This window comes from Buttiauxella sp. AC142 (genome assembly GCF_979253435.1).
This window is the reverse complement of sequence record NZ_CEEDCH010000001.1, coordinates 739,095-759,278: the sequence shown is the minus strand read 5'-3', so window position 1 is coordinate 759,278 and position 20,184 is coordinate 739,095. Positions and strand designations below refer to the sequence as shown.

General features: G+C 50.7%; 18 protein-coding genes and 1 pseudogene. 7 read left to right on the top strand and 12 right to left on the bottom strand.

Going from position 1 to position 20,184, the window contains the following annotated elements:
- Positions 1-82 precede the first annotated feature (82 nt).
- Positions 83-850, top strand: a complete 768-nt coding sequence (locus tag AC0IWZ_RS03425; protein ID WP_034493581.1) for an amidohydrolase — start codon at positions 83-85, stop codon at positions 848-850.
- On the opposite strand, the gene uraH is transcribed toward AC0IWZ_RS03425, so the two are convergent.
- The 5 genes and pseudogenes from uraH to AC0IWZ_RS03400 form a co-directional block, all read right to left on the bottom strand.
- A complete protein-coding gene (gene uraH, locus AC0IWZ_RS03420; RefSeq protein ID WP_471678153.1) occupies positions 851-1,186 on the bottom strand; it encodes a hydroxyisourate hydrolase in 336 nt (111 codons plus the stop codon). It lies immediately after the preceding gene.
- A complete protein-coding gene (gene uraD / locus AC0IWZ_RS03415; protein ID WP_471679091.1) occupies positions 1,183-1,683 on the bottom strand; it encodes a 2-oxo-4-hydroxy-4-carboxy-5-ureidoimidazoline decarboxylase in 501 nt (166 codons plus the stop codon). The genes uraH and uraD overlap by 4 nt, the downstream gene beginning before the upstream one ends.
- Positions 1,684-1,686: 3 nt before the next feature.
- Positions 1,687-2,937, bottom strand: a pseudogene (gene hpxK / locus AC0IWZ_RS03410) (allantoate amidohydrolase); the annotation flags it as partial.
- On the bottom strand, positions 2,937-4,178 hold the full coding sequence (locus AC0IWZ_RS03405; RefSeq protein WP_471678154.1) for a pyridoxal-phosphate-dependent aminotransferase family protein: 1,242 nt from the start codon (positions 4,176-4,178) through the stop codon (positions 2,937-2,939). The pseudogene hpxK and the gene AC0IWZ_RS03405, both read right to left, overlap by 1 nt.
- Before the next feature lie 272 nt (positions 4,179-4,450).
- The gene (locus tag AC0IWZ_RS03400) at positions 4,451-5,290 is read right to left on the bottom strand and encodes a MurR/RpiR family transcriptional regulator (RefSeq protein ID WP_410372408.1); all 840 of its coding nucleotides are present in this window, start codon (positions 5,288-5,290) and stop codon (positions 4,451-4,453) included.
- Between the two features lie 115 nt (positions 5,291-5,405).
- Between AC0IWZ_RS03400 and AC0IWZ_RS03395 the strand changes: the two genes are divergently transcribed.
- From AC0IWZ_RS03395 to hpxZ, 4 genes are read left to right on the top strand one after another with little or no spacing between them, the layout of a single operon-like run.
- Positions 5,406-6,992: a gamma-glutamyltransferase family protein gene (locus tag AC0IWZ_RS03395; protein WP_471678155.1), complete on the top strand. Its 1,587-nt coding sequence runs from the start codon at positions 5,406-5,408 to the stop codon at positions 6,990-6,992.
- Between the two features lie 10 nt (positions 6,993-7,002).
- The gene (hpxX, locus tag AC0IWZ_RS03390) at positions 7,003-7,191 is read left to right on the top strand and encodes an oxalurate catabolism protein HpxX (protein WP_034493575.1); all 189 of its coding nucleotides are present in this window, start codon (positions 7,003-7,005) and stop codon (positions 7,189-7,191) included.
- A complete protein-coding gene (locus AC0IWZ_RS03385; protein ID WP_471678156.1) occupies positions 7,188-8,567 on the top strand; it encodes an AtzE family amidohydrolase in 1,380 nt (459 codons plus the stop codon). The genes hpxX and AC0IWZ_RS03385 overlap by 4 nt, the downstream gene beginning before the upstream one ends.
- Positions 8,568-8,577: 10 nt before the next feature.
- Positions 8,578-8,961 carry an oxalurate catabolism protein HpxZ gene (gene hpxZ / locus AC0IWZ_RS03380; RefSeq protein ID WP_034493573.1) on the top strand — a complete coding sequence of 128 codons (384 nt, stop codon included), beginning with the start codon at positions 8,578-8,580 and terminating at the stop codon, positions 8,959-8,961.
- Positions 8,962-8,995: 34 nt separating this feature from the next.
- On the opposite strand, the gene puuE is transcribed toward hpxZ, so the two are convergent.
- A complete protein-coding gene (puuE, locus tag AC0IWZ_RS03375; RefSeq protein ID WP_471678157.1) occupies positions 8,996-9,952 on the bottom strand; it encodes an allantoinase PuuE in 957 nt (318 codons plus the stop codon).
- Positions 9,953-9,982: 30 nt separating this feature from the next.
- Positions 9,983-10,720, bottom strand: coding sequence for an allantoin racemase (gene hpxA / locus AC0IWZ_RS03370; RefSeq protein ID WP_410372412.1), 738 nt, complete (start codon positions 10,718-10,720; stop codon positions 9,983-9,985).
- Between the two features lie 220 nt (positions 10,721-10,940).
- Here hpxA and AC0IWZ_RS03365 point away from each other — a divergent pair, with 220 nt between their 5' ends.
- Positions 10,941-12,434 carry an NCS1 family nucleobase:cation symporter-1 gene (locus tag AC0IWZ_RS03365; RefSeq protein ID WP_410372413.1) on the top strand — a complete coding sequence of 498 codons (1,494 nt, stop codon included), beginning with the start codon at positions 10,941-10,943 and terminating at the stop codon, positions 12,432-12,434.
- 161 nt (positions 12,435-12,595) lie between these two features.
- Positions 12,596-13,366, top strand: a complete 771-nt coding sequence (locus AC0IWZ_RS03360; RefSeq protein ID WP_471678158.1) for a lipoprotein YafT — start codon at positions 12,596-12,598, stop codon at positions 13,364-13,366.
- A 122-nt stretch (positions 13,367-13,488) separates the two neighbouring features.
- Here AC0IWZ_RS03360 and AC0IWZ_RS03355 read toward each other — a convergent pair whose 3' ends face one another.
- Genes AC0IWZ_RS03355 through AC0IWZ_RS03335 form a run of 5 tightly spaced genes read right to left on the bottom strand, consistent with a single transcriptional unit; the run spans position 13,489 to position 20,148 of the window.
- A complete protein-coding gene (locus tag AC0IWZ_RS03355; protein WP_471678159.1) occupies positions 13,489-14,685 on the bottom strand; it encodes a T6SS immunity protein Tli4 family protein in 1,197 nt (398 codons plus the stop codon).
- Positions 14,686-14,718: 33 nt separating this feature from the next.
- Complete coding sequence (locus tag AC0IWZ_RS03350; protein ID WP_471678160.1) at positions 14,719-17,082, bottom strand: phospholipase D-like domain-containing protein; 2,364 nt, start codon at positions 17,080-17,082, stop codon at positions 14,719-14,721.
- 2 nt (positions 17,083-17,084) lie between these two features.
- A complete protein-coding gene (locus AC0IWZ_RS03345) occupies positions 17,085-18,083 on the bottom strand; it encodes a DUF4150 domain-containing protein (protein ID WP_471678161.1) in 999 nt (332 codons plus the stop codon).
- A complete protein-coding gene (locus AC0IWZ_RS03340; RefSeq protein WP_471678162.1) occupies positions 18,077-19,141 on the bottom strand; it encodes a hypothetical protein in 1,065 nt (354 codons plus the stop codon). Before AC0IWZ_RS03340 ends, AC0IWZ_RS03345 begins: the two co-directional genes overlap by 7 nt.
- Positions 19,123-20,148 carry a DUF2169 family type VI secretion system accessory protein gene (locus AC0IWZ_RS03335; RefSeq protein WP_471678163.1) on the bottom strand — a complete coding sequence of 342 codons (1,026 nt, stop codon included), beginning with the start codon at positions 20,146-20,148 and terminating at the stop codon, positions 19,123-19,125. Before AC0IWZ_RS03335 ends, AC0IWZ_RS03340 begins: the two co-directional genes overlap by 19 nt.
- Positions 20,149-20,184 lie beyond the last annotated feature (36 nt).

The following is a 20,184-nucleotide window of genomic DNA, read 5'->3' as shown; positions in this document are numbered from 1 at the left end:
GCGGGGTTTTTTATTGCCCAACAAAAGCCAGCGAACTCATGCTAAAGTGAATGGAACACTGCTTATCACGAGGCTTCCGATTGTGTCTGGTTTGAAAATTACCGTTCTACAACAACCGCTGGTCTGGATGGACGGCGCGGCAAACTTGCGCCATTTCGATGTACAGTTGGACGCTATTCATGGCCGCGATCTGATTGTCTTGCCGGAAATGTTCACCACCGGTTTCGCGATGGAAGCCGCCATTCAATCGCTTGCTGAAGAAGAAGTGATTGACTGGATGCAGTTTAAAGCCCAGCAAACTCAGGCCATGATAGCCGGAAGTGCCGCACTCCAGACCGATCGCGGGCCGGTAAACCGGTTCTTGCTGGTACAGCCAGATGGCAAAGTTCATTTCTACGATAAACGTCATCTGTTCCGCATGGCGGATGAACATCATCATTATCAGGCAGGCAATGAACGAGTGATCGTTGAATGGCGTGGCTGGCGCATTCTGCCGCAGGTGTGTTACGACTTACGCTTCCCGGTGTTTTCGCGCAACCGCAACGATTACGATTTGGCGCTATACGTTGCGAATTGGCCTGCACCGCGTTCCTTGCACTGGCAAAGCCTGCTGGTCGCTCGAGCCATTGAAAACCAGGCGTATGTCGCAGGCTGCAACCGCGTCGGCACCGACGGTAACGGGCATCATTACCGTGGCGACAGCAAAATTATTAACCCACAGGGTGAAATCCTGGCGAATGGCGAAGCCCATCAGGCGATGCGCCTCGATGCCGATTTGTCATTGATTGCATTACAGGAATATCGCGAGAAATTCCCCGCCTGGCAGGATGCCGATCCCTTCAGTTTGTAATCAACTTCCCCGATAGGTCGACCACGACCACGGGGAAATCAAAAACGGCAGGTGATAGTGCCCGCCGTTTTGCGGTATCACAAAATCAATTTGCGCGGTGGGATACAGTGTTTCTCTGTGTGTTGCGGCAAAATAAAGCCCGATTTCTGCCGTCAGACGATACCGCCCCGCCGCCAATGCCGCAGGTGTGAAATCTTTCAGCCGCCCGTCAGAGTCAGTGACCCCCTGCGCCACCGTTTCCCAGGTGTCACCAAGCTGCTGTTCAAGGCAAACCGCCACACCTGTCGCCGGTTTCCCGAGCGCAGTATCAAGAACATGTGTACTCAACTGGCTCATGATGCAAACACTCCTTCCAGGCGTAACAACGTGATTTGGCGTAATTGCTCCAGCGCTTCAGCTTCTTCCTCGGCTGGCGAATTATTCAGGCGACGCTTAAGCTCCCCGAGAATGTCTTCGCCACTGCGCCCTTTGGCTCGAATAAGAAATACTCGTCCAAACCGCGCTTCATAATCAGCATTCCCCTGCGCCAGCGCGAGCGTTAACGCGCTGTTTTGCGTATCGACAGCAGACTGTTCACCTTTTGACAACGCCGCCTCTTTGCTGCTGCCCTGCGCTTTTTCACCAATCCGTGGATGCGCGCTAAGCGCCTGGTTCAGTTCATTGCGCCCCCAATCCAGTGTCAGTTGCGAGGCATAATGCTGCAACACATTGACGGTCGCATAAGGCCGGGCGGCAACCAGATTTTCAACCCATGCGGGTATCGCAACACAGGGTGTTATCAGGCTTAGCGCTTCGCTTTCCGTTGCATGGTTAAACTCTGCCAGTGGATTCATTGAAGCCAAATTCACCACCGTTTGTGTATATGCCTGCACCGCTTGCATCACATCAGCCTCAGTGACAGATTCTGCCGGATGGTGGCTAATCCCACGATCGCAACGCACAAACATCATGCCCACCGGCCAGAGTTCAGCGATGGCAATCGCATCATGCCCTGCGCCACTTGGCAGCGATAAACTACGCCCCTGCACCGAAGTGATGGCTGATGTTAACTGGCGCTGCAAACTCGCGTCACATGGCGTGGCGGGAATCGAATAATAGATTTCAGAGTCGAACGCCACACCTCGTTGAGCGGCGATTTGCAGCGCTTCGCTTAAGAGTTTTTCAAGCAGCGCTTCGATATCTGAATCTCGCGGACTGCGGATATCCAGCGTGAGCAGGACTTCCCCCGGAATCACATTCGCCGCGCCCGGTAAACATTGCAGCGAGCCGACAGTCGCAACAATATCTGGGGCGTAACTGGCAGTCGTGCTTTCGATGTAAGTCATCCAATTCGCGGCGGCTGCTAGCGCATCTTTACGAATGGTCATCGGCACCGTACCTGCATGCCCTGCTTCGCCAACAAAGCGGCATTTCAGACGACGAGCGCCGTTTATGGCAGTCACCACGCCGAGCGCCAGATTTTCGCGCTCCAGCACCGGCCCTTGTTCGATATGCAGTTCCAGATAAGCACTGAACTCTTCCGCGCCACGCGCCGCACTCTGAATACGCGAAGGGTCAAAACCGGCATTCACCAGTGCTTGCCCAACGCTGATACCTGCGGCATCTTCACACGCCAGCCAGTTATCCGGCCACGTCCCGGTCACGCCACGACTGCCTAATAATGTGATGCCAAAACGCGTACCTTCTTCATCCCCAAAGCCAACGATTTCAATCGCCTGCTCTAATTGAAGATTATGTTCATGGAGAAAAGCGACAACTTCCAGCGCGGTTAAGACACCCAACATGCCATCGTAACGCCCGGCATTGCGTACGGTATCAAGATGTGAGCCAAGTAAAACAGCCTGAGCGCCTTCTCTTGCGCCTTCATAGCGTCCGCAAATGTTGCCCGCCGCATCTTGCCAGGTGGTCATTCCCACCTGTTCCATCCAGCTTGCCACCAGATAATTGGCGCGCAGATGCTCAGGTGAAAGATAGACTCGAGTAAGTTGTTCCGGCGTTTCGCTAACCTGCGCCAGTTCATCTGCTCGCTGCATAATTCGGCGAGCGGCAAAACTCGCCTGCATGGCGTTCATGACATGTTTAACCATCAGCGACTTTCCTGCGCATAAACATCCCACGCGGCCTGCATTGCAGCCCCTTGCGTCGATTTAAAACCGAGGCGGTTAAGCACCGCTTCAAGCGCCGTTAGGGTTTGCAGTACGCAATCTTTACGCGCGTTATAGCCCATGGTGCCGATGCGCCAGATTTTGCCTTGTAGCGGGCCAAATGAGGTGCCAATTTCGATATGGAAATCTTCGAGCAGCATTTTGCGCACCTCTTCACCGTGAACAGCGGACGGGATCGCAACGCCAAGTACGTTGTTCATTTTGTGTTGTAGATTGCCGAAAGTTTCCAGCCCCATGCCCTGAATTCCGGCCACCAGCGCACGGCCATGCAATTCGTGGCGCGCGATGCCCACGTCCAGCCCCTCTTCGAGAATAATGCGTGCGCACTCCCGGGCGGCGAACAACATGCTGGTGGCTTCAGTATGGTGGTTGAGTCGCTCCGGTCCCCAGTAATCCATCACCATGCCGAGATCGAAATAATTCGAGTAGATCATTTCGTCATCGCCATCCTGATGGGCTGTGGTTCGGATCCCTTCTTCAACACATTTGCGACGGCGAATAACCTCTTCCATTTGCGCACTCAAGGTTATCGGTGAGCTGCCCGACGGGCCGCCGAGGCATTTTTGCAAACCGGCAGAAACCGCATCTAAACCCCAGGTGTCGGTTTCCAGTTTGTTGCCGCCAAATGAAGCTGTGGCATCGGTATAAAACAACACGCCGTGGCGACGGCAGATGTCACCCAATTCTTCCAGCGGTTGTAGCATGGTGGTAGACGTGTCGCCCTGAACGGTTAGCAGCAAACGCGGTTTCACCGTTTTAATAGCATCTTCGATTTGGTCGGGCGTGAAAACCTCACCCCACGGCACTTCTATGGTGTGAACTTCTGCGCGACAACGACGGGCAATTTCACACAGCAGATGGCCGAAGCGCCCAAACACCGGGACCAGGACTTTGTCACCGGGACGAATGGCAGACAGCAAAATCGCTTCGATACCGGAGCGGGAAGTCCCATCCACCAGCATCGTCCAGCGGTTTTGCGTGCGGAAAAGTTCGCGATACAGCACCATCACTTCGTTCATATAACCGGTCATAACCGGGTCATACTGCCCAATCAACTGACTCGCCATCGCGCGTAATACGCGGGGATCTGCATTGATTGGCCCCGGCCCCATTAACAAGCGATGCGGTGGATTGATTTGTGAGAAGTGCTGAATATCAAACATGGTATTTCCTTTTATTCTGCGTGAAACAAAAGATTCTTAATTAAAATATTCTGCAACTAATGTGCCACCAATTTTCGCGAAAGACAAAGAAGAAAACGAGACAGATGACATACCTCTTCGTAGGTCGGATAAGCAGCAGCGTCATCCGACAAAAGCGGCGAAAATGGTGGATGACGCTGCCACTTATCCACCCTACAAAACCCGTTCACTGACTCTTCATCTCTGAACCAGAATGGTTCCCATGATGCGTGCAAACGCACCACTAAAGTGCATTAACGTTGTTCCAGTTCATCAAACTCAGAATACAATTCAGCAATATGGTGAATACGCTGACGGCCTGTGGTTAACGCTTCGTGGAGTACAGCGTTGGATAATAGATTCACCAGACTCATCGCACTGCTGTAGCTATCAAAGGCCGAAACACTGTCGAGCGGCGCGGCAAAATGCCAGCGGCAATAAGGTGTGAGGCCTGATCCCTGCGCTTCGCTCATCACCAGCAGCGGCACCTGGCGTTGATGCAAATTTGCCAGCAGCGGTTTGATAATGCGCGGGCGTCGACGAAACGCGATGGCGATAACACAATCTTGTTCACTGATATCCACCACCTCTTCGGCCAGCGTCTGCCCTGGCTGCGGCAATAGCCAGACGTCACTACGAACCTGCAATAGCTGCTGGCGCAAGTGCATCGCAACCGGCCATGAGTTTCTTAACCCAATAATAAAAATACGTTTTGCCGTCGTGAGAGCTGTGACTACGTCGGCAAATTGCTGCGTGTCGAGCAGGCTAACCCACTGCGTTAGATTGGCCATTTCCTGCTTGTAATGACGCGCAAGTAAAGTGTTACCCTGTACCGCATCGCGATTTTCGGTGAGCGGCATCCCGCTCTGGCGTAGGTTACGCAACTCTTCGCGCATATCTTTGTAGCGGTCATAGCCAAGACGTTTGAATAAGCGGCTAACCGTCGCTTTGGATACCCCTGACAGGCGGGCTAACTCGGCGCTGTTGTAGCTAATCAGGTCATCAAAATGATCGACAATAAATGCAGCAACTCGCTGTTCTTGTGGGGAAAGCTGTTCATATGTCGCCCTTAAGCGCTCATCTAATTGTTTCATTATGACCTCTGTAACTTTTGTTTCACTCGAGCCTGGCACAGTGAAACGAACAGAGTCAACCTGGAACATCTCTTGCTAGAGAGATCCCTGAGCTTCCATTCTGAGAGATAAAACGATGATGCAAAGCAATATGGCTCCTTCCGGTATGGCGGTCACTCCACATCATTTAGCCAGTGAAACTGCGTTATCCGTGCTGCGCCATGGTGGTGACGCTATCGAAGCGATGGTGGCTGCAGCGGCAACCATTGCCGTTGTTTATCCCCATATGAATGGTATTGGCGGTGACGGTTTCTGGCTGATTGTTCCGCCAGAGGGCGAACCGATTGCGATTGATGCCAGCGGTGCTGCGGGTTCTCTCGCATCTTTAGAATTTTATGCAGGCGCTTCCTCAATCCCGCATCGTGGCCCCAAAGCGGCGCTGACCGTTCCTGGAACCCTTAGCGGCTGGGATGAAGCGCTGAAGATTGCGGCACAACTTGGGGGCGGGCAATTACCGCTTTCGCGTTTACTGGCCGACGCCATTCGCTATGCGGCAGATGGTATTCCGGTCACGCAATCCCAGGCGCAGGCGACGCACAGCAAATATGACGAACTGGTCAATATCGCGGGGTTTGCCGAGACGTTTTTGGACCGGGGTGAAATTCCGCGCGCAGGTAGCCGTTTCACTCAACCCCGCCTGGCTGAAACATTGACGCGCCTGACCGTTGAAGGACTCGATAGTTTTTATCGCGGCCCGTTAGCCGCGCTGATTACCAAAGAACTTGCTGATTTAGGCATGCCCATCACATTACAAGATCTCGCCGCCCAACGTGCGAAACGCCGCATTCCGCTGCATCTGAGCCATGAGTTGGGTGATGTTTATAATATGACGCCACCGACTCAGGGCCTGGTGTCGTTGGCAATCCTTGGGATCACCGAGAATCTGGATATGGCGCAAGCCGATGAAACTCAAACCGTTCATCGCATCGTTGAAGCGACCAAAAAAGCCTTTGCTCTGCGAGACAAATACATTACCGATCCTCGCCACATTACCACCTCAATCCAAAGCCTGCTCGAGCCAGAACCCCTTGCCGCACTGGCCGCAGAAATTGACGACAATAAAGCCGCAGAATGGGGAACCGGCAAAGGCCCAGGCGACACGGTGTGGATGGGTGTGATTGATAGCAGCGGACTGGCGGTGTCATTTATTCAGAGCATTTATCACGAGTTTGGCAGCGGCGTTGTGCTGCCAAAAAGCGGCATTTTGTGGCAAAACCGCGGCGCGGCGTTCAGCCTCCAACCTGAAAGCTTGCTGAGTCTGGCTCCTGGGAAACAGCCGTTCCACACGCTGAACCCAGCCGCCGCACGGCTGGCTGACGGGCGCACGATGGTTTATGGCTCAATGGGCGGCGATGGGCAACCGCAGACTCAGGCCGCCATTTTTACCCGCCACGTTATTCAGGGGATGCCATTACAAGAAGCCGTGACCGCGCCACGCTGGTTATTAGGCAGAACCTGGGGGCAAGCCTCCGACAGCCTGAAATTAGAAGGCCGATACAGCCCGGAAACGTTCAAAGCACTACGCGAATTGGGACATGACGTGGAAGCGTTGCCTGATTTTAGTGAGGCCGTCGGCCACGCCGGAGCCATTGTGCGCCACATCAATGGCATGCTTGAAGGCGCATATGACCCACGCAGTAACGGCAGCGCCACAGGATTCTAAGGAGAACAAAATGCTATTAAATTCTATCGACTGGCCCGCGTACATCAAAGTCATGGAGCAACTGCTCGACGTTCCCGTTGATGAGCCACGCCGCCAGGAACTTGAAGTGCAATTGACTCGCATGGAGAAACTGGCAGAGCCGTTAATGGATTTTCCCTTGCCTGAACGCCAGGAAGTCGCGGGGGTTTATAAACTATGAACGCGCTTTCCATTCGCGATATTCAGCAAGGATTAGCAAGCGGTGAGTTTTCAGCCCAGGAACTGGCGCGCCTTACGCTTGCAAAAATAGAGCAATCGAATCCTGATATTAACGCTTTCACTGAAATAACCGCCCCGCGTTTACTGCAAGAAGCAGCGAACATTGACGAACGTCGCGCCCGCGGGGAAACGCTGCCACCGTTAGCTGGCGTGCCTTATGCGGTAAAAAACCTTTTTGATATTAAAGGTGTGACAACTCTTGCCGGTGCCGAGCTTTTTAGCACACAACCTCCTGCCAGTGTGGATGCCTTCGCCATCAAACAATTAAGCGCCGCCGGAGCCATGCTTTCTGGCGCGCTGAATATGGATGCCTACGCCTACGGTTTTACCACGGAAAATAGCCATTACGGCGCGACCCGAAATCCACATGATTTTGCCCGCATTGCGGGGGGATCATCCGGCGGTTCTGCCGCTGCCGTCGCGGCTGGAATGGTAAATTTTACGCTTGGAACCGACACCAACGGCTCGATTCGCGTCCCGGCTTCGCTGTGCGGCGTGTTTGGCCTGAAGCCGACCTTCGGGCGTCTTTCACGCAGCGGCAGCCAGCCTTTTGTTGCCAGCCTCGATCATATCGGCCCCCTTGCACGCAGCGTGGACGATCTGGCGCAGGTATATGATGCGCTCCAGGGTATTGATCCTGCCGATCATTTCCAGTCTGCACGAAGCATGGAACCCGTCGCCAATCAACTAGAGCAAGCCACACATTTACGTTGCGCGGTGCTCGGCGGTTTTTTTGAGGAGTGGTGCGATGTGGATGCCAAAAATGCCGTGACGCAAGTGGCTCACACGCTCGAGGCGCTGGAATGCATCACGCTGCCACAAGCCGAATTAGCACGCTCCGCGGCATTTTTACTCTCTGCCGCTGAAGGAGGAAATCATTATCTTCCCGCACTACGCGAACAGGCCGAACGTTTTGAGATTAATTCTCGCGAACGTTTATTGGCAGGCGCAATGACGCCATCCGCCTGGTACACGCAGGCGCAACGTTTCCGCACCTGGTTTCGCGATAAGATGCTACCGATATTTGACGATTTTGATGTGTTGATTGCCCCGGCTACGCCATGCAGCGCAACACTTATCGGCCAGCAGACCATGCGAATCAACGGCACAGACCTTCCTGTAAAAGCCAGCATGGGAATGCTGACACAGCCAATTTCTTTCCTCGGCTTACCAGTGGTGACGGTGCCGTTAATGACCGCAAGTGGCACTCCTATTGGCGTGCAGCTCATTGCGCCGCCCTGGCGAGAAGATATCTGCCTGAGAGCCGCCCATCGGCTTGAAATACAGGGTATGCTGGCAGGGAAAATCACCAGGTAAGGTAAATACTATGATGCGAGATAATATTGATCGCCCGGCAATCGTCAATGAGGTGAGTGCCGCTTTTTACCGCTACGAACAGGCGTTGATCAGCAACGATGTTGCAGTGTTGGATGAGTTATTCTGGTCCGATCCGCGCACCGTGCGCTACGGAGCCAGTGAAAACCTGTACGGGATCGATGAGATCAGAGCGTTCCGAAATACCCGTTCATCACAGGGGTTAGAGCGGCTTTTACAGAACACAACGATCACCACCTACGGCGATGATATGGCCGTTGCCAGTACCGAATTTACCCGCGAAGGTTGCGATAAAATTGGCCGCCAGATGCAGACCTGGGTCAAATTCCCTTATGGCTGGCGTATTGTGGCAGCCCATGTCAGCTTGATGAGTTAAAGAGAATGGCGGGTCAATGCACCCGCCACTCAAGTCATTCCTTAAATGGATGCGTCTTCACCCAATGCTCGGCAATATCCTGACGACGGCAAATCCACACATCGTCATGTTGCTGCACATAATCCAGAAAACGTTGTAGCGCTTTGAAGCGACCAGGGCGCCCCAACAAGCGGCAATGCATACCAATCGACATCATTTTCGGCTCGGTTTCCCCTTCCTCATACAACACATCAAAACTGTCTTTAAGATAGGTATAAAACTGCTCGGCGGTGTTAAAACCCTGCGCGGTGGCGAAGCGCATGTCGTTAGCATCGAGAGTATACGGCACCACCAGATGAGGTTTTACGCTGCCGTCGCTACAGGTGACTTTGCTCCAGAATGGCAAATCATCGCCGTAATAATCGCTGTCATAAAGAAAACCGCCATTCTCCGCCACCAGACGACGCGTATTAGGGCTGTCGCGCCCGGTGTACCAACCCAGCGGTTTGTTGCCGAACAAATCTTCGAGGATTTCTATCGCCTGGTGCATGTGCTGACGCTCTGTGGCTTCGTCGAGGTTTTGATAGTGGATCCAGCGCCAGCCATGGCTCACCACGTCATAATCAGCGGCTTTTATTGCGGCGACGATTTCAGGGTTTCGCGCCAGAGCCATTGCGACACCAAAAATACTCATGGTGAGGCCGCGTTTCTGGAATTCATTGTGGATGCGCCAGAACCCGGCGCGCGAGCCATATTCATAGAGTGAGTCCATCGACATATGGCGGTCGGGAAAACTCGCGGCGCCGATAATATCCGAAAGAAATTGCTCGGAACCGGCATCGCCGTGCAGTACGTGGTTTTCACCACCCTCTTCAAAATTGAGGACAAATTGCACGGCAACTCGGGCGTTATTCGGCCACTGCGCGTGTGGCGGCTTACCCGCATAACCTTTCATGTCGCGCGGGTAGTTCTCGGTAAAGTGATAGTTTTTATTTTTTGGTGCTTCATTCATGGTTCGGTCCTTATGAGCCGAGCCAGAAAATCAACTCAGCATGTCAAAACAGCCGGATAACGGCTTTTTATTCGGATACGCGAGATCACCGTGTTTACTGGTTCCAAGGCCAAGTGCGATGAGGGATTCGACCATTTTCACCGCAGCCGTGACGCCATCAATTACGGGAATACCCAACTCAGCAGTCAGTTCCCGCGCAAGATTAGCCATCCCGCCACAACCGAGCACAATAGCTCCGCTGTTATCTTCTTTCATGGCTTGTATACAACGCTCGCGTACCTTCGTCTGAGCAAGACCCGTGCCATCTTCCAAAGCCAGCACCGGGAGATCAATCGCATGCAACGCCGCGCAGTGGTGCTCGAAGCCATACTGGCGTAATAAATGACGCGCAATAATCACGGTGCGCGGCAAGGTGGTCACAATGGAGAAACGTGTCGCAACCATCGTTGCAGCGTGCATTGCCGCTTCTGCGATGCCGATAACCGGCCCACTGGCGAGTTCACGCGCGGCCAGCAAACCCGGATCGCCAAAACAGGCAATAACATGGCCGCTCACTCCCTGCTCCTTGCCGCGCTTGATTTGCTCAAGCACACCAATGGCGGCAATGGCTTCATCAAAATGCCCTTCAATAGATTCCACACCTTGCGTTGGGCAAACGGCAATAATTTCGCTGGAAGGTGCAGCAACGCTTCGCGCCGCCTGCGCGATGGTGTGTGTCATCGCAACATTAGTATTTGGGTTGATCACCTGGATCAAATGTTTCGTCATATTGAGTCCTCTGTATTTTTCCCGGGGTTTAGCACCAGATCCGGGCAACAAAATGTTCAATTGCACCATGGCAAAGCGCAGCGATTAACCGCGCGGCCTTATTAATGCACCAAAAAGCCTGAATAATCCATTTGTTCCACAAAACATGAAACCTGGCCCGGTTAATGCAACGAAAGTTGCAGACATTCCGTCAGCATCTGTTTTTAAAGGAGCAGATTTCATGCCAAACAATGAAAACACGTCATCAGTTTTGACCGATAGCGCCAATGCCGGGTACAGCCCGCGCCTGTGTAATGATGATCTGGCGCCGACACGCAACCAGACATGGTCCTGGTACAATATTTTTTCTTTCTGGATGTCCGACGTGCACAGTATGGGCGGCTATGTGGTCGCAGCCAGTTTCTTCACTTTAGGGCTGGCGAGTTGGCAGGTTTTGCTTTGCCTGTTGGTCGGAATTTGCATCGTGCAACTGTGTGCAAACCTGGTCGCTAAACCAAGCCAGATGGCGGGTGTGCCTTATGCCGTCATTTGCCGCCAGGCATTTGGCGTATTTGGGGCCAATATTCCGGCTGTGATTCGCGGTCTTATCGCATTCGCCTGGTACGGCATTCAGACCTGGCTGGCGGCCAACGCCCTGATGCTCGTTATGCTCAAGTTCTGGCCGTCACTTGCGCCAATGACCACCGGGCACTTTCTCGGTCTTTCGCATCTCGGGTGGGTCTGCTTTGGCATCATGTGGGTGCTACAGGCGATGGTGTTCTGGCATGGCATGAATGCGATTAAACGCTTCATTGATATCGCCGGACCTGCGGTTTATGTGGTGATGATGGCCCTGGCTGGCTGGATTTTGTATCAAACAGGATTTGATGGAATTTCGTTTACTCTTGCCAGTAAACAACTCACTTCTGGCGAACAAGCATGGCAAATGCTGACCGCAACTGCACTGGTGGTTTCATACTTCTCCGGCCCGTTACTGAACTTCGGTGACTTCTCGCGCTACGGTAAAAGCATGAAAGAGATCCGCCGTGGCAACCGCTGGGGACTTCCGTTCAACTTCCTGCTGTTCTCGATTGTGACCGTGGTTATCGTTTCCGGCACGCAATCGCTGTTTGGAAAAATGATTACAGACCCAATCGAAACAGTCAGTCATGTTGGCAACAGCCTCGCGATGGCAATTGGTTTGCTGACCATGATTACCGCCACTATCGGCATTAATATCGTCGCGAACTTCGTATCACCCGCTTTCGACTTCTCGAACTGCTCACCGCAGAAGATTAGCTTCCGCACAGGCGGGATGATTGCGGCCGTGGGCTCTGTATTACTGACGCCGTGGAACCTGTTCCAGTCCCCTGAACTCATTCACTACACGCTGGACGTGCTGGGATCGTTTATTGGGCCGCTGTTCGGGATTTTGCTGACTGATTTCTACATCATCAAACGCAGCAAAATTTATGTCGACGATCTGTTTGATGCCACTCCTAAAGGACGCTACTGGTACAAAGGGGGCTTCAACCCAAAAGCGATTCTTGCTCTGGTGCCATCCGTCGCAGTTTGTCTGACAATTAGCTTTACTCCTTCACTTCATGAAGTGGCAAACTTTAGCTGGTTTATCGGCGCATTCATGAGCGCAGGTTGCTACCGCTGGCTGGCTCGTGCCGAGAAAGTGAATGAAGTTGCTGACTTTAATGGGCAGGTTGCGGTTTCAAAAGAGTAATCTTGCACACGATAAAGGCCTGAGTTGTTGCAGACTCAGGCCTTTTCAAATTAATTAGTACGAAATCCGACACGTTATCAAAGAGCCATTTCCCCTTCTGTACCTTATTATTTTCAGTTAGCCCGAACCATTGCAAGCTGCTGATAAGGTGCATGATTAGAATGGAAACTAAAAAGATCATTGTTGGAATCACGTCTGCTATTTTTTGCCTGTCGCTAACTGGGTGCGGTCAACAAGGAAAATTCATTGATGCTCAAAAATCGACATATAAACCACGCCCCGTGGTATCACCTCAATTAACTGAGCAAGAACTTTTCGGTTGGGATCCTTCTGCGGAGATCACAGAAGAGGATATCCAGGACGCTATTGCCCAGGCAGAAGATGAAATAAGCATCCCACGCAATGCTTCAATTATTTTGGTGCAGTCAGGAGAGAAAACCCCTGATACTGACATGCAAAAAGAGCTGGAAAAACACTACAAAGTCGCGACATTCTCTGGGATTTCACCTTCCAAAAAAATCACTACAAATAAAGAACCCTCCACTGCCACCAACAGTTACATGTTGACTCTACGTTATTTCGGAGCAAGGGGTAGACAAAGCACAGTGATTGTTTACTGGCCAACATTGCAGATGGGGATATTTGATAAACAAGCTAACTCTGTTGTGTGGCAGGACTATCAACCTGTTAATAATAACAATCAAATTAGTTCACTACGCTATTTGACCCGCTATGCCGTTATTGATGTCAAAACGGGTAACTGGGAAATGTATTCACCAGCGAGTATCGAGACAGCGATTCCTATCACGCCAGCCAGTACGACTAAAGCGAAAGACCTGGAGGATGTGGTCAAAACATCGAAACAGCAAACCTATCAGGCAAATGCTCAGGAGATTTATTCACGGTTTAGCCTGGGGAAAAGTAGGGGTTGATAGGGATTGGCCAGTGAGGGCTGGCCAATTAAGGAATATACCGTTGCTTAAAATTACCTGTTTCAGGTTTCCTCAACCACTAATAGACGAGTTATGAGTCTCCTCCAATCTCGCCTTTCTGCTTACCTTCGCTTTACTGAACTGACAATGTGCTCTGCCATTTTTTTCAGTTCATTTTTATCCATGGGTGGGCGGCCTTTCGCCTGCTCACTATCTTGTGAGACATAGAGTAATAAATCCGGCTCTATGTTTCTGGCCTCTTTATCACCTCTAATATAAGCCAAGTAGCCATAGTCAGTATAATTAAGATATTCAGATACATGTCCTTCATAGTCATATACTGGAACATTACTGTAAATTGCCTTAACGAAGGTGGTCATCCCCTCACGCCTATCCATTTTAATATTCTGCCATTTGGGTGGAAGTAACTCTTTTTTCTTTGCCCCCATTAAATAACGACTGCTCCACATACGAGTAATCGCTTCTTTCACACTACCTTTGTCTGTCGGTATTTCACCATTTATCCCAAAATCCTGGAAAAAGATGGTCACATCCGGATGGTCTTTCAGGCGGTATGTCACACCCATATTGCGCTTTTCGTGCCCCGAGTCCCCGGCAATAAAGCCATAGGGTAAACAGAACCCCTGCTCAGTAGGAACTTCAAAGAGTTTACGAGGACGGAACCGGTTTAGTAGTGAGAGGACTTCGGGTTTACTTCTCTTCAATTGCTCATCCAGTGATGGTGCTTCATTGGATTTATTAAAAATATACAGTCGATTGTTTTGGTTTATGAATAGCGAATACTTATTAGAATCTGAGGCTGAAAATGCATTATCATAATTATCTATATGATATGCCATCGATTGTTTAACTAATTCTTTTGACAAGACGGAAAGATTCATTGATAGTCGGTCATCTCTTCTATTCCAGTAGTCCTGCATATAAACATCAATTCTGTCTTTCAATCCCTCTTCAACTTTCAATATATCAATTGATTCGTTTTCAGATGAAATGTTTATGTCATAATTATCATAAGAAAATTCAGAGAATTGTGCCTGAGTCCTGTCATTGTTGTTCTGGTAAATATCTTCACCAAAAGATATTTTTGGAAATAGATAACGATAGCCAGGGTCATTCTTTGTCCAGGCAGGATCTTTACGCGGGGTGATAATTAAATTCACTGGATATAAAGCCACCTCAAGATTATCCGGCAACTGTAATTGGTAATAACTAATACATTCATTTTCCCACGACTGAGCAGTAGCAGAACATGGGAAAAATAAACATCCAAAAAATGCATGTAATGGTGATATCTTCATGTTAAACCGCCCTAGTTGTCATGTTCATCGCTATTATACAGTCTGGTTATCCTTACCCTCTGGTATATTATTACTGGCAATTAGCCGCATATTATATGGAATTAAATTATTCTCACCCTCAGTCCACCGCATTGGCAGAGCAGTAAAATAGCCTTTAACTTTCGCCTTTAATGACCCATTATCCAGGTATTTATAATGCTGCCAGAAGGTCTCGGTGAAGGGCATATACATGGCATTATCATCAGGCATTGTATTAGATTTCATCATTGACCAGAGTGATGCTGGTGATTCCTCAACCATTTTTTCGGCGGGAACAGAATCTGGTTTTTCAGATGAGTCAATACCAGTACTCACGTAACTTTTCGGGATAAAATTAAAAACATCCTCATAAGCTCTGGCATTTTTCCGCGCTAACTCCTGAATTCCCCCCCAGCCTGTTGCCGGTTTATCCAATGCTTCCGCACACTCTCCCGCAGCACTGCCCAGCCATTTACGCCAGGCGTTTTGCCGCAACTCCCGCGCAAAATTACGGTACGGTGAAGCAATGCCCGTACCGTCCAGGTCGGTAGAACCGTGAGCGGTGTCTGATATCAGTACCGCCAGCTCCGAGTCCCTGTCGCCCATCAGACTTCGATCGTTAATATTGGCGCTGCCCACCAGCACATAGCGGTCATCAACAATCATCAGCTTACTGTGCACGTAAATCTGTTCGGTCACCGCCATGCTGTTTAATTGAGCATGGTCGCGGAGGTTCAGCAGCGTGACATACTGGTTACATTCAGATAAATCGATTTTCAGGTATTCATCACCACATGTCCGCTCCAACTGCCGTATCCGGCCTTCCCACGCAACACGCGGTATCCCCTGCGTCTCAAGCTGCTGTTTTATCCAAAGATTGCGGCGAATTCGGTTCAGTAGGCTATGTGAGCCGGAGACCAACGACTGCCGAGTTAAATGGATTTGCGCCACAATGGTCGGGTCGTTTAGTTTCCCTTCAGGGTGAACCGGCAACACAATGTATATATGGAACGGCTGAGGCATATTGCTGAAGATTATCCTTTTTAACCTGTCCCCCAGCCATTCTGCCACCGGATTCTGCGGCGCATCATCATCAGGCATCATCCGGGTGGCCCAGGCGCTGGTGGAGGGATTAAGGCTGTCCGCCACAGGACTTAAAAGTGTTTTATCCTCAACAGACGACTCACCGAATGCCGACACAAAGAACTGATTCTCAATATAGATATAGTGCTCGGCTTTACTGATAAGTAGGTGAATGCTACGCAGAATATCATCCTGTTTCAGTCCCGGCTCTGGGGCTACTTGTGGCATACATACATATTCATCCTCGCGCATCTTCAGAGAGGCACTGCGCAGAACCTGTACCTGGCAAGTGCCTTTTTTCTCTGACGGTATTGAGGGCATCGCCAGCTCAGGAACATCTGTTTTTAACGCATTATCTGGTTTGAAGTGTGGGTAACTGTTCCAGCGCAGCACAAAGTTACGTACTAGGTCATCAACCGCCGGGCCGTCAATCTGTACCTGGTAATCCTGCCAAGGCATCCGTGGTTGGATGGTAGGATCTGTGTAAAGAGTCTGCCGTGAAGGGCCCGGTGACTGCCCATATTGATGTTTTAAAACCGCATCAATGATATGTTCCACGCTGATTTCATCTACTGCACTCGTTTCATCCCGTAGTGGTCCGTGAAATACATCTTCTTCCATCGGATTATAACCCTTACCAGAAGCAATCGGCGGGAGGCAAGGGTTATACATATTCAGCCCCTGGCGGCCATCTGCATCTGCAATTAGTCCGTAATGGCCATCATAACGCCCGTAGGCCAGGTCTATGCCACCGACAAATGCTCGCTTCTCATCAATGATCACGCATTTCTGATGATGGGAAAAGAATAGGCCAGATTTGGAGTCTGCACGCTGAACATGGAAAGCACTGCGTTTAATTTCGCGGTGGCTGTTCATGGCCGCAAAGACCCGTTCTGTGGCTGCGGCATAGGTTTCAACCTGAGCTGGGTTTGCCCAAGGCATGAGATATATTTTAAGTTGTGGAGAATTCTTCGCAGCGTCAAGGAGTGCATCTATCAGGCGAATTCCTTCTGCCAGTTGTGCATCCCAATTTACCTGCCAGCCTGTGATGTAAATGCTTTTAGTCGCCTGCTTAAAAGCTACCAGGAGTTCTGCAAAATAAGCTTTACCACCGAGAAAATACTCTACTTTGTTGCCTTCAGTGAAATCTGCAAAGTTTTGAGACGAAGAACCGTTACCAAGGGAATAATTCACCCAGTGACTGTGAGTTGCAGCGGCCCTATAACTCTTCTCTTTATCTTCAGTAAAATAGATACTGCAATGATTCATACCGTCATCAAGAGTCGTCGATGCCATGATTATTTTTCCTCCATGAGTAAATCAAGCAATGAACCACCACCTGTTACATCCGACTCACGCCTGACGCAGTCCCATAGCCTCATTCCCGGTCGGCTTGCAATAACCTGATTAAAACTGAGGTGATATCCCATCGTATCCTGTGCGTAGTAATCACGAACAAATTCAGACTGTTTGGTTCCTACCCGGTAAAATGATATTTGATGCGCGCGCCCCCCTTCAACCAGCCACAGTTGAGATGGCGTTTTATGATATAACTGCATTAATTCGTGCTCCTGTTCTTCCGTGCTGAGCAAATATCCTGAACTATCGCTAGTTCCCGCCATAACAGACTGGTCGGTCATAATCGCCTGTAAATATGATTTCGCAATAACGATATACCAGTTTTTTGCGATGAATGGCAGGCCGTTCACACCTGGCGCATCCTGTAACCGAATAACAGGTTTGTACTGTTTGATCTCAGGCGATTCCGGTGGCGCGCTGTCGTCCAGATCTGCAGTATCTGTTGTATCCGAAGTATAAGGAGTAAACGAAGCCTCTAAGGGCTCTGGTGAGGCAACTTTCGAAAATGTATCATCATCCAACTCAGAAACGGGAGGTAGAGGAGCCTGTATTAACCCCGCCATATTGACAGTGTTCCCATGGTTCATGAACAGCTTATCGGTTAAACGACATGCAGGTTTTTTCTCAAAAAAGACATCGAATGAATGAGATATCCAGTCTGTTTCGGCTTTGTTGGTACCGGATATCACTCCCCCCATGCTGCCGGGTTCGTCAAATACGCTGCGGGCAAACTGCGAGCCCATGTTGGCTATTATGTTACCACCATCCGCAAAAACACTGACCGTACCTTTGACCAGATCTGCGGAATACGCTTCATTCTCATAAGGGATCGGAATGCCAAAAGGCGGGGTTTTGCACACATCCGGTAACGTGTTGTGGCTCACACCCTCACTGCCTTTGTGGCACAGCGTTATTCCGTTAATATTAATAGTTAACATATCAAGATTCCTGGCTTCTTCGACATCACCACCGCACCACGCTGCCCATCATCCGAAGAAGAGAGCAGCAGCGTATCGCCGGATTGTTCCGATGAATGCATCCGCCAAGCAGTTAGTGCCATATGTGCCAGTAAACTGGCACACCCCAAGTCACCTGACGCCAGCACAGGAATTTCCCGTATGAGTGTATTGCCAGTGTAATCCCGCAGCATGGGCAAGGTAAAACCCAGTTCGTCTGCACGATAAGGCTCACCGTTAAAATCGCTGACGATATGGCGTACTGAGGGAATATTTGCTGACTTCAGCGCGCGTAATGCCGCCATGCGCAACCCTCTGGCCAGACATACACCGTTGTCTGAATACAGCACGTCCTCAATAGCCTGCCCCGCACCACGAATGTGACACCAGGGCTGGAGATCTGTGGACGTGGATGCCAGAACCAGTGCTGCTGCTCCTTCCGATGGCACACGCCCATAAGGATTGACGCGCACGTCCCGGTGGAATAGCCGATGTGCGCCGTGGAGCAAATTTTCATCATCCAGCCACATCAGAGAGGGAGGAGACAGCCATGAATCCACCGCCAGCAGGACACGGGTTACTCCTTGCTGTAGCGGTTGATCAACGAGCAAGTTCATCAGAGCGACGGTGTCGGCCCGCCCACCATGCAGAATAAGAACGGGTGTGTTATGCCAACCGGTACATTCCAGCACAGCTTCTTTTGCTGTGGCTGTCAATACTGATGTGACCCCAGGCCTGTTCAGTGGAGGGAGGAGCACCCCTACCACTCCTGGCGGGGAGTGTTTCAGTTCAGGCAGGTTAGTCGTCAGTTCCGCTAATATTTGCCGGAACAACCGCTGAAAACGTTCAACCAGAGAGGCAGAGGCTATTTCCGGGAAATAGCAGGCCTTTACCGGTACATGGCAGCGGTCGGTCCACAAGGGATGTTTACGTATCAGAGCAAACCGGAGGCGGTGAGCAATGTCGGCAAGCGCTAGCTCAGGACCGGAAGGGTGAGTACAGGCCGCAGCAATAATGGCTGTCACAGTAACATCTCCCATTCAGGAAATCGTGTAGGGGGCACTTTTGTTCTGACAAATATACGGCGTTTTTCTGAAATGGTAGTGGATTCAAGCTGATTAACCAGGTGATGGCAGAGTAGTGCGCTGTGCCAGACCAAACTGACGCGTGGAAAATCGGACTCAATAATGACCATATGCAAAGTGGCTTGGTGGAAACGTACACTGCCATCATAAAACTGCGTTCTGAATGCAGGAACAATGCGGGGGAGGTTAAAAATCAGCAGCCCGTTACAACCGTAGTTGGGCGGTGTAAGGTTCCCCAAGCAGACCACTTCACCACCTTTCAGTCGCCCTCCTGCATACAGCGGTGGTGGCGCACATTGCCAGTAGCGTTCATCCAGGTCGTCCGGCTGTAATGGGGCACGATGTCGTTGCCAGTTTTCATCATAGGTCCCGGCAAACTGTGAGCGACCAGGCCATTGCCGCGACAGCGCACCAAATCCGGGGGCATCCTCGTCACCATAAAACTCAATATTAGGTAAGACTGAGATTCCTTTTTCAGAAACAGCCTCGACAGAAACACCCACAGGATTAAAATCACTCATACATGCAGGTAAATAGCTTCCCCTGCTCATTTTGTTATAACTGAGAGGCATTTTTCTGAAAGGGACCGGAGGGCTGTACTGACTACCGTCCCATATCCGCTCACCATAAACACGAGCAAGCCGGGTCACATTTCCAACTTTTAGTCCGGCGGGTAGAACACTGACCACTTTCCCATCTGGCGAATGGGCGTGCCCATTCAGCACAATATCGGTTGCTGTTTTTGTGGGGCCAAAATCAGTGTCATATAATAATGTCCTGCCGTCATCCTGAAATACTGGCCCGGTATTAATCGGTGGCTGGATGGCGGACAGCATTGTTGTGCCATCTGGCAATATATCCCAGGTCGCCTTCAGTACGATGGTCCAGACCTCTTCGCCATACCTGTTTCTTATCCAGCTTCCTTTTACTGCATAGGGGGTCTGATTTTTTACTTGCCACATGTTGCTACTCCGGTTAGCCGATGCGTCCTGTCTGTG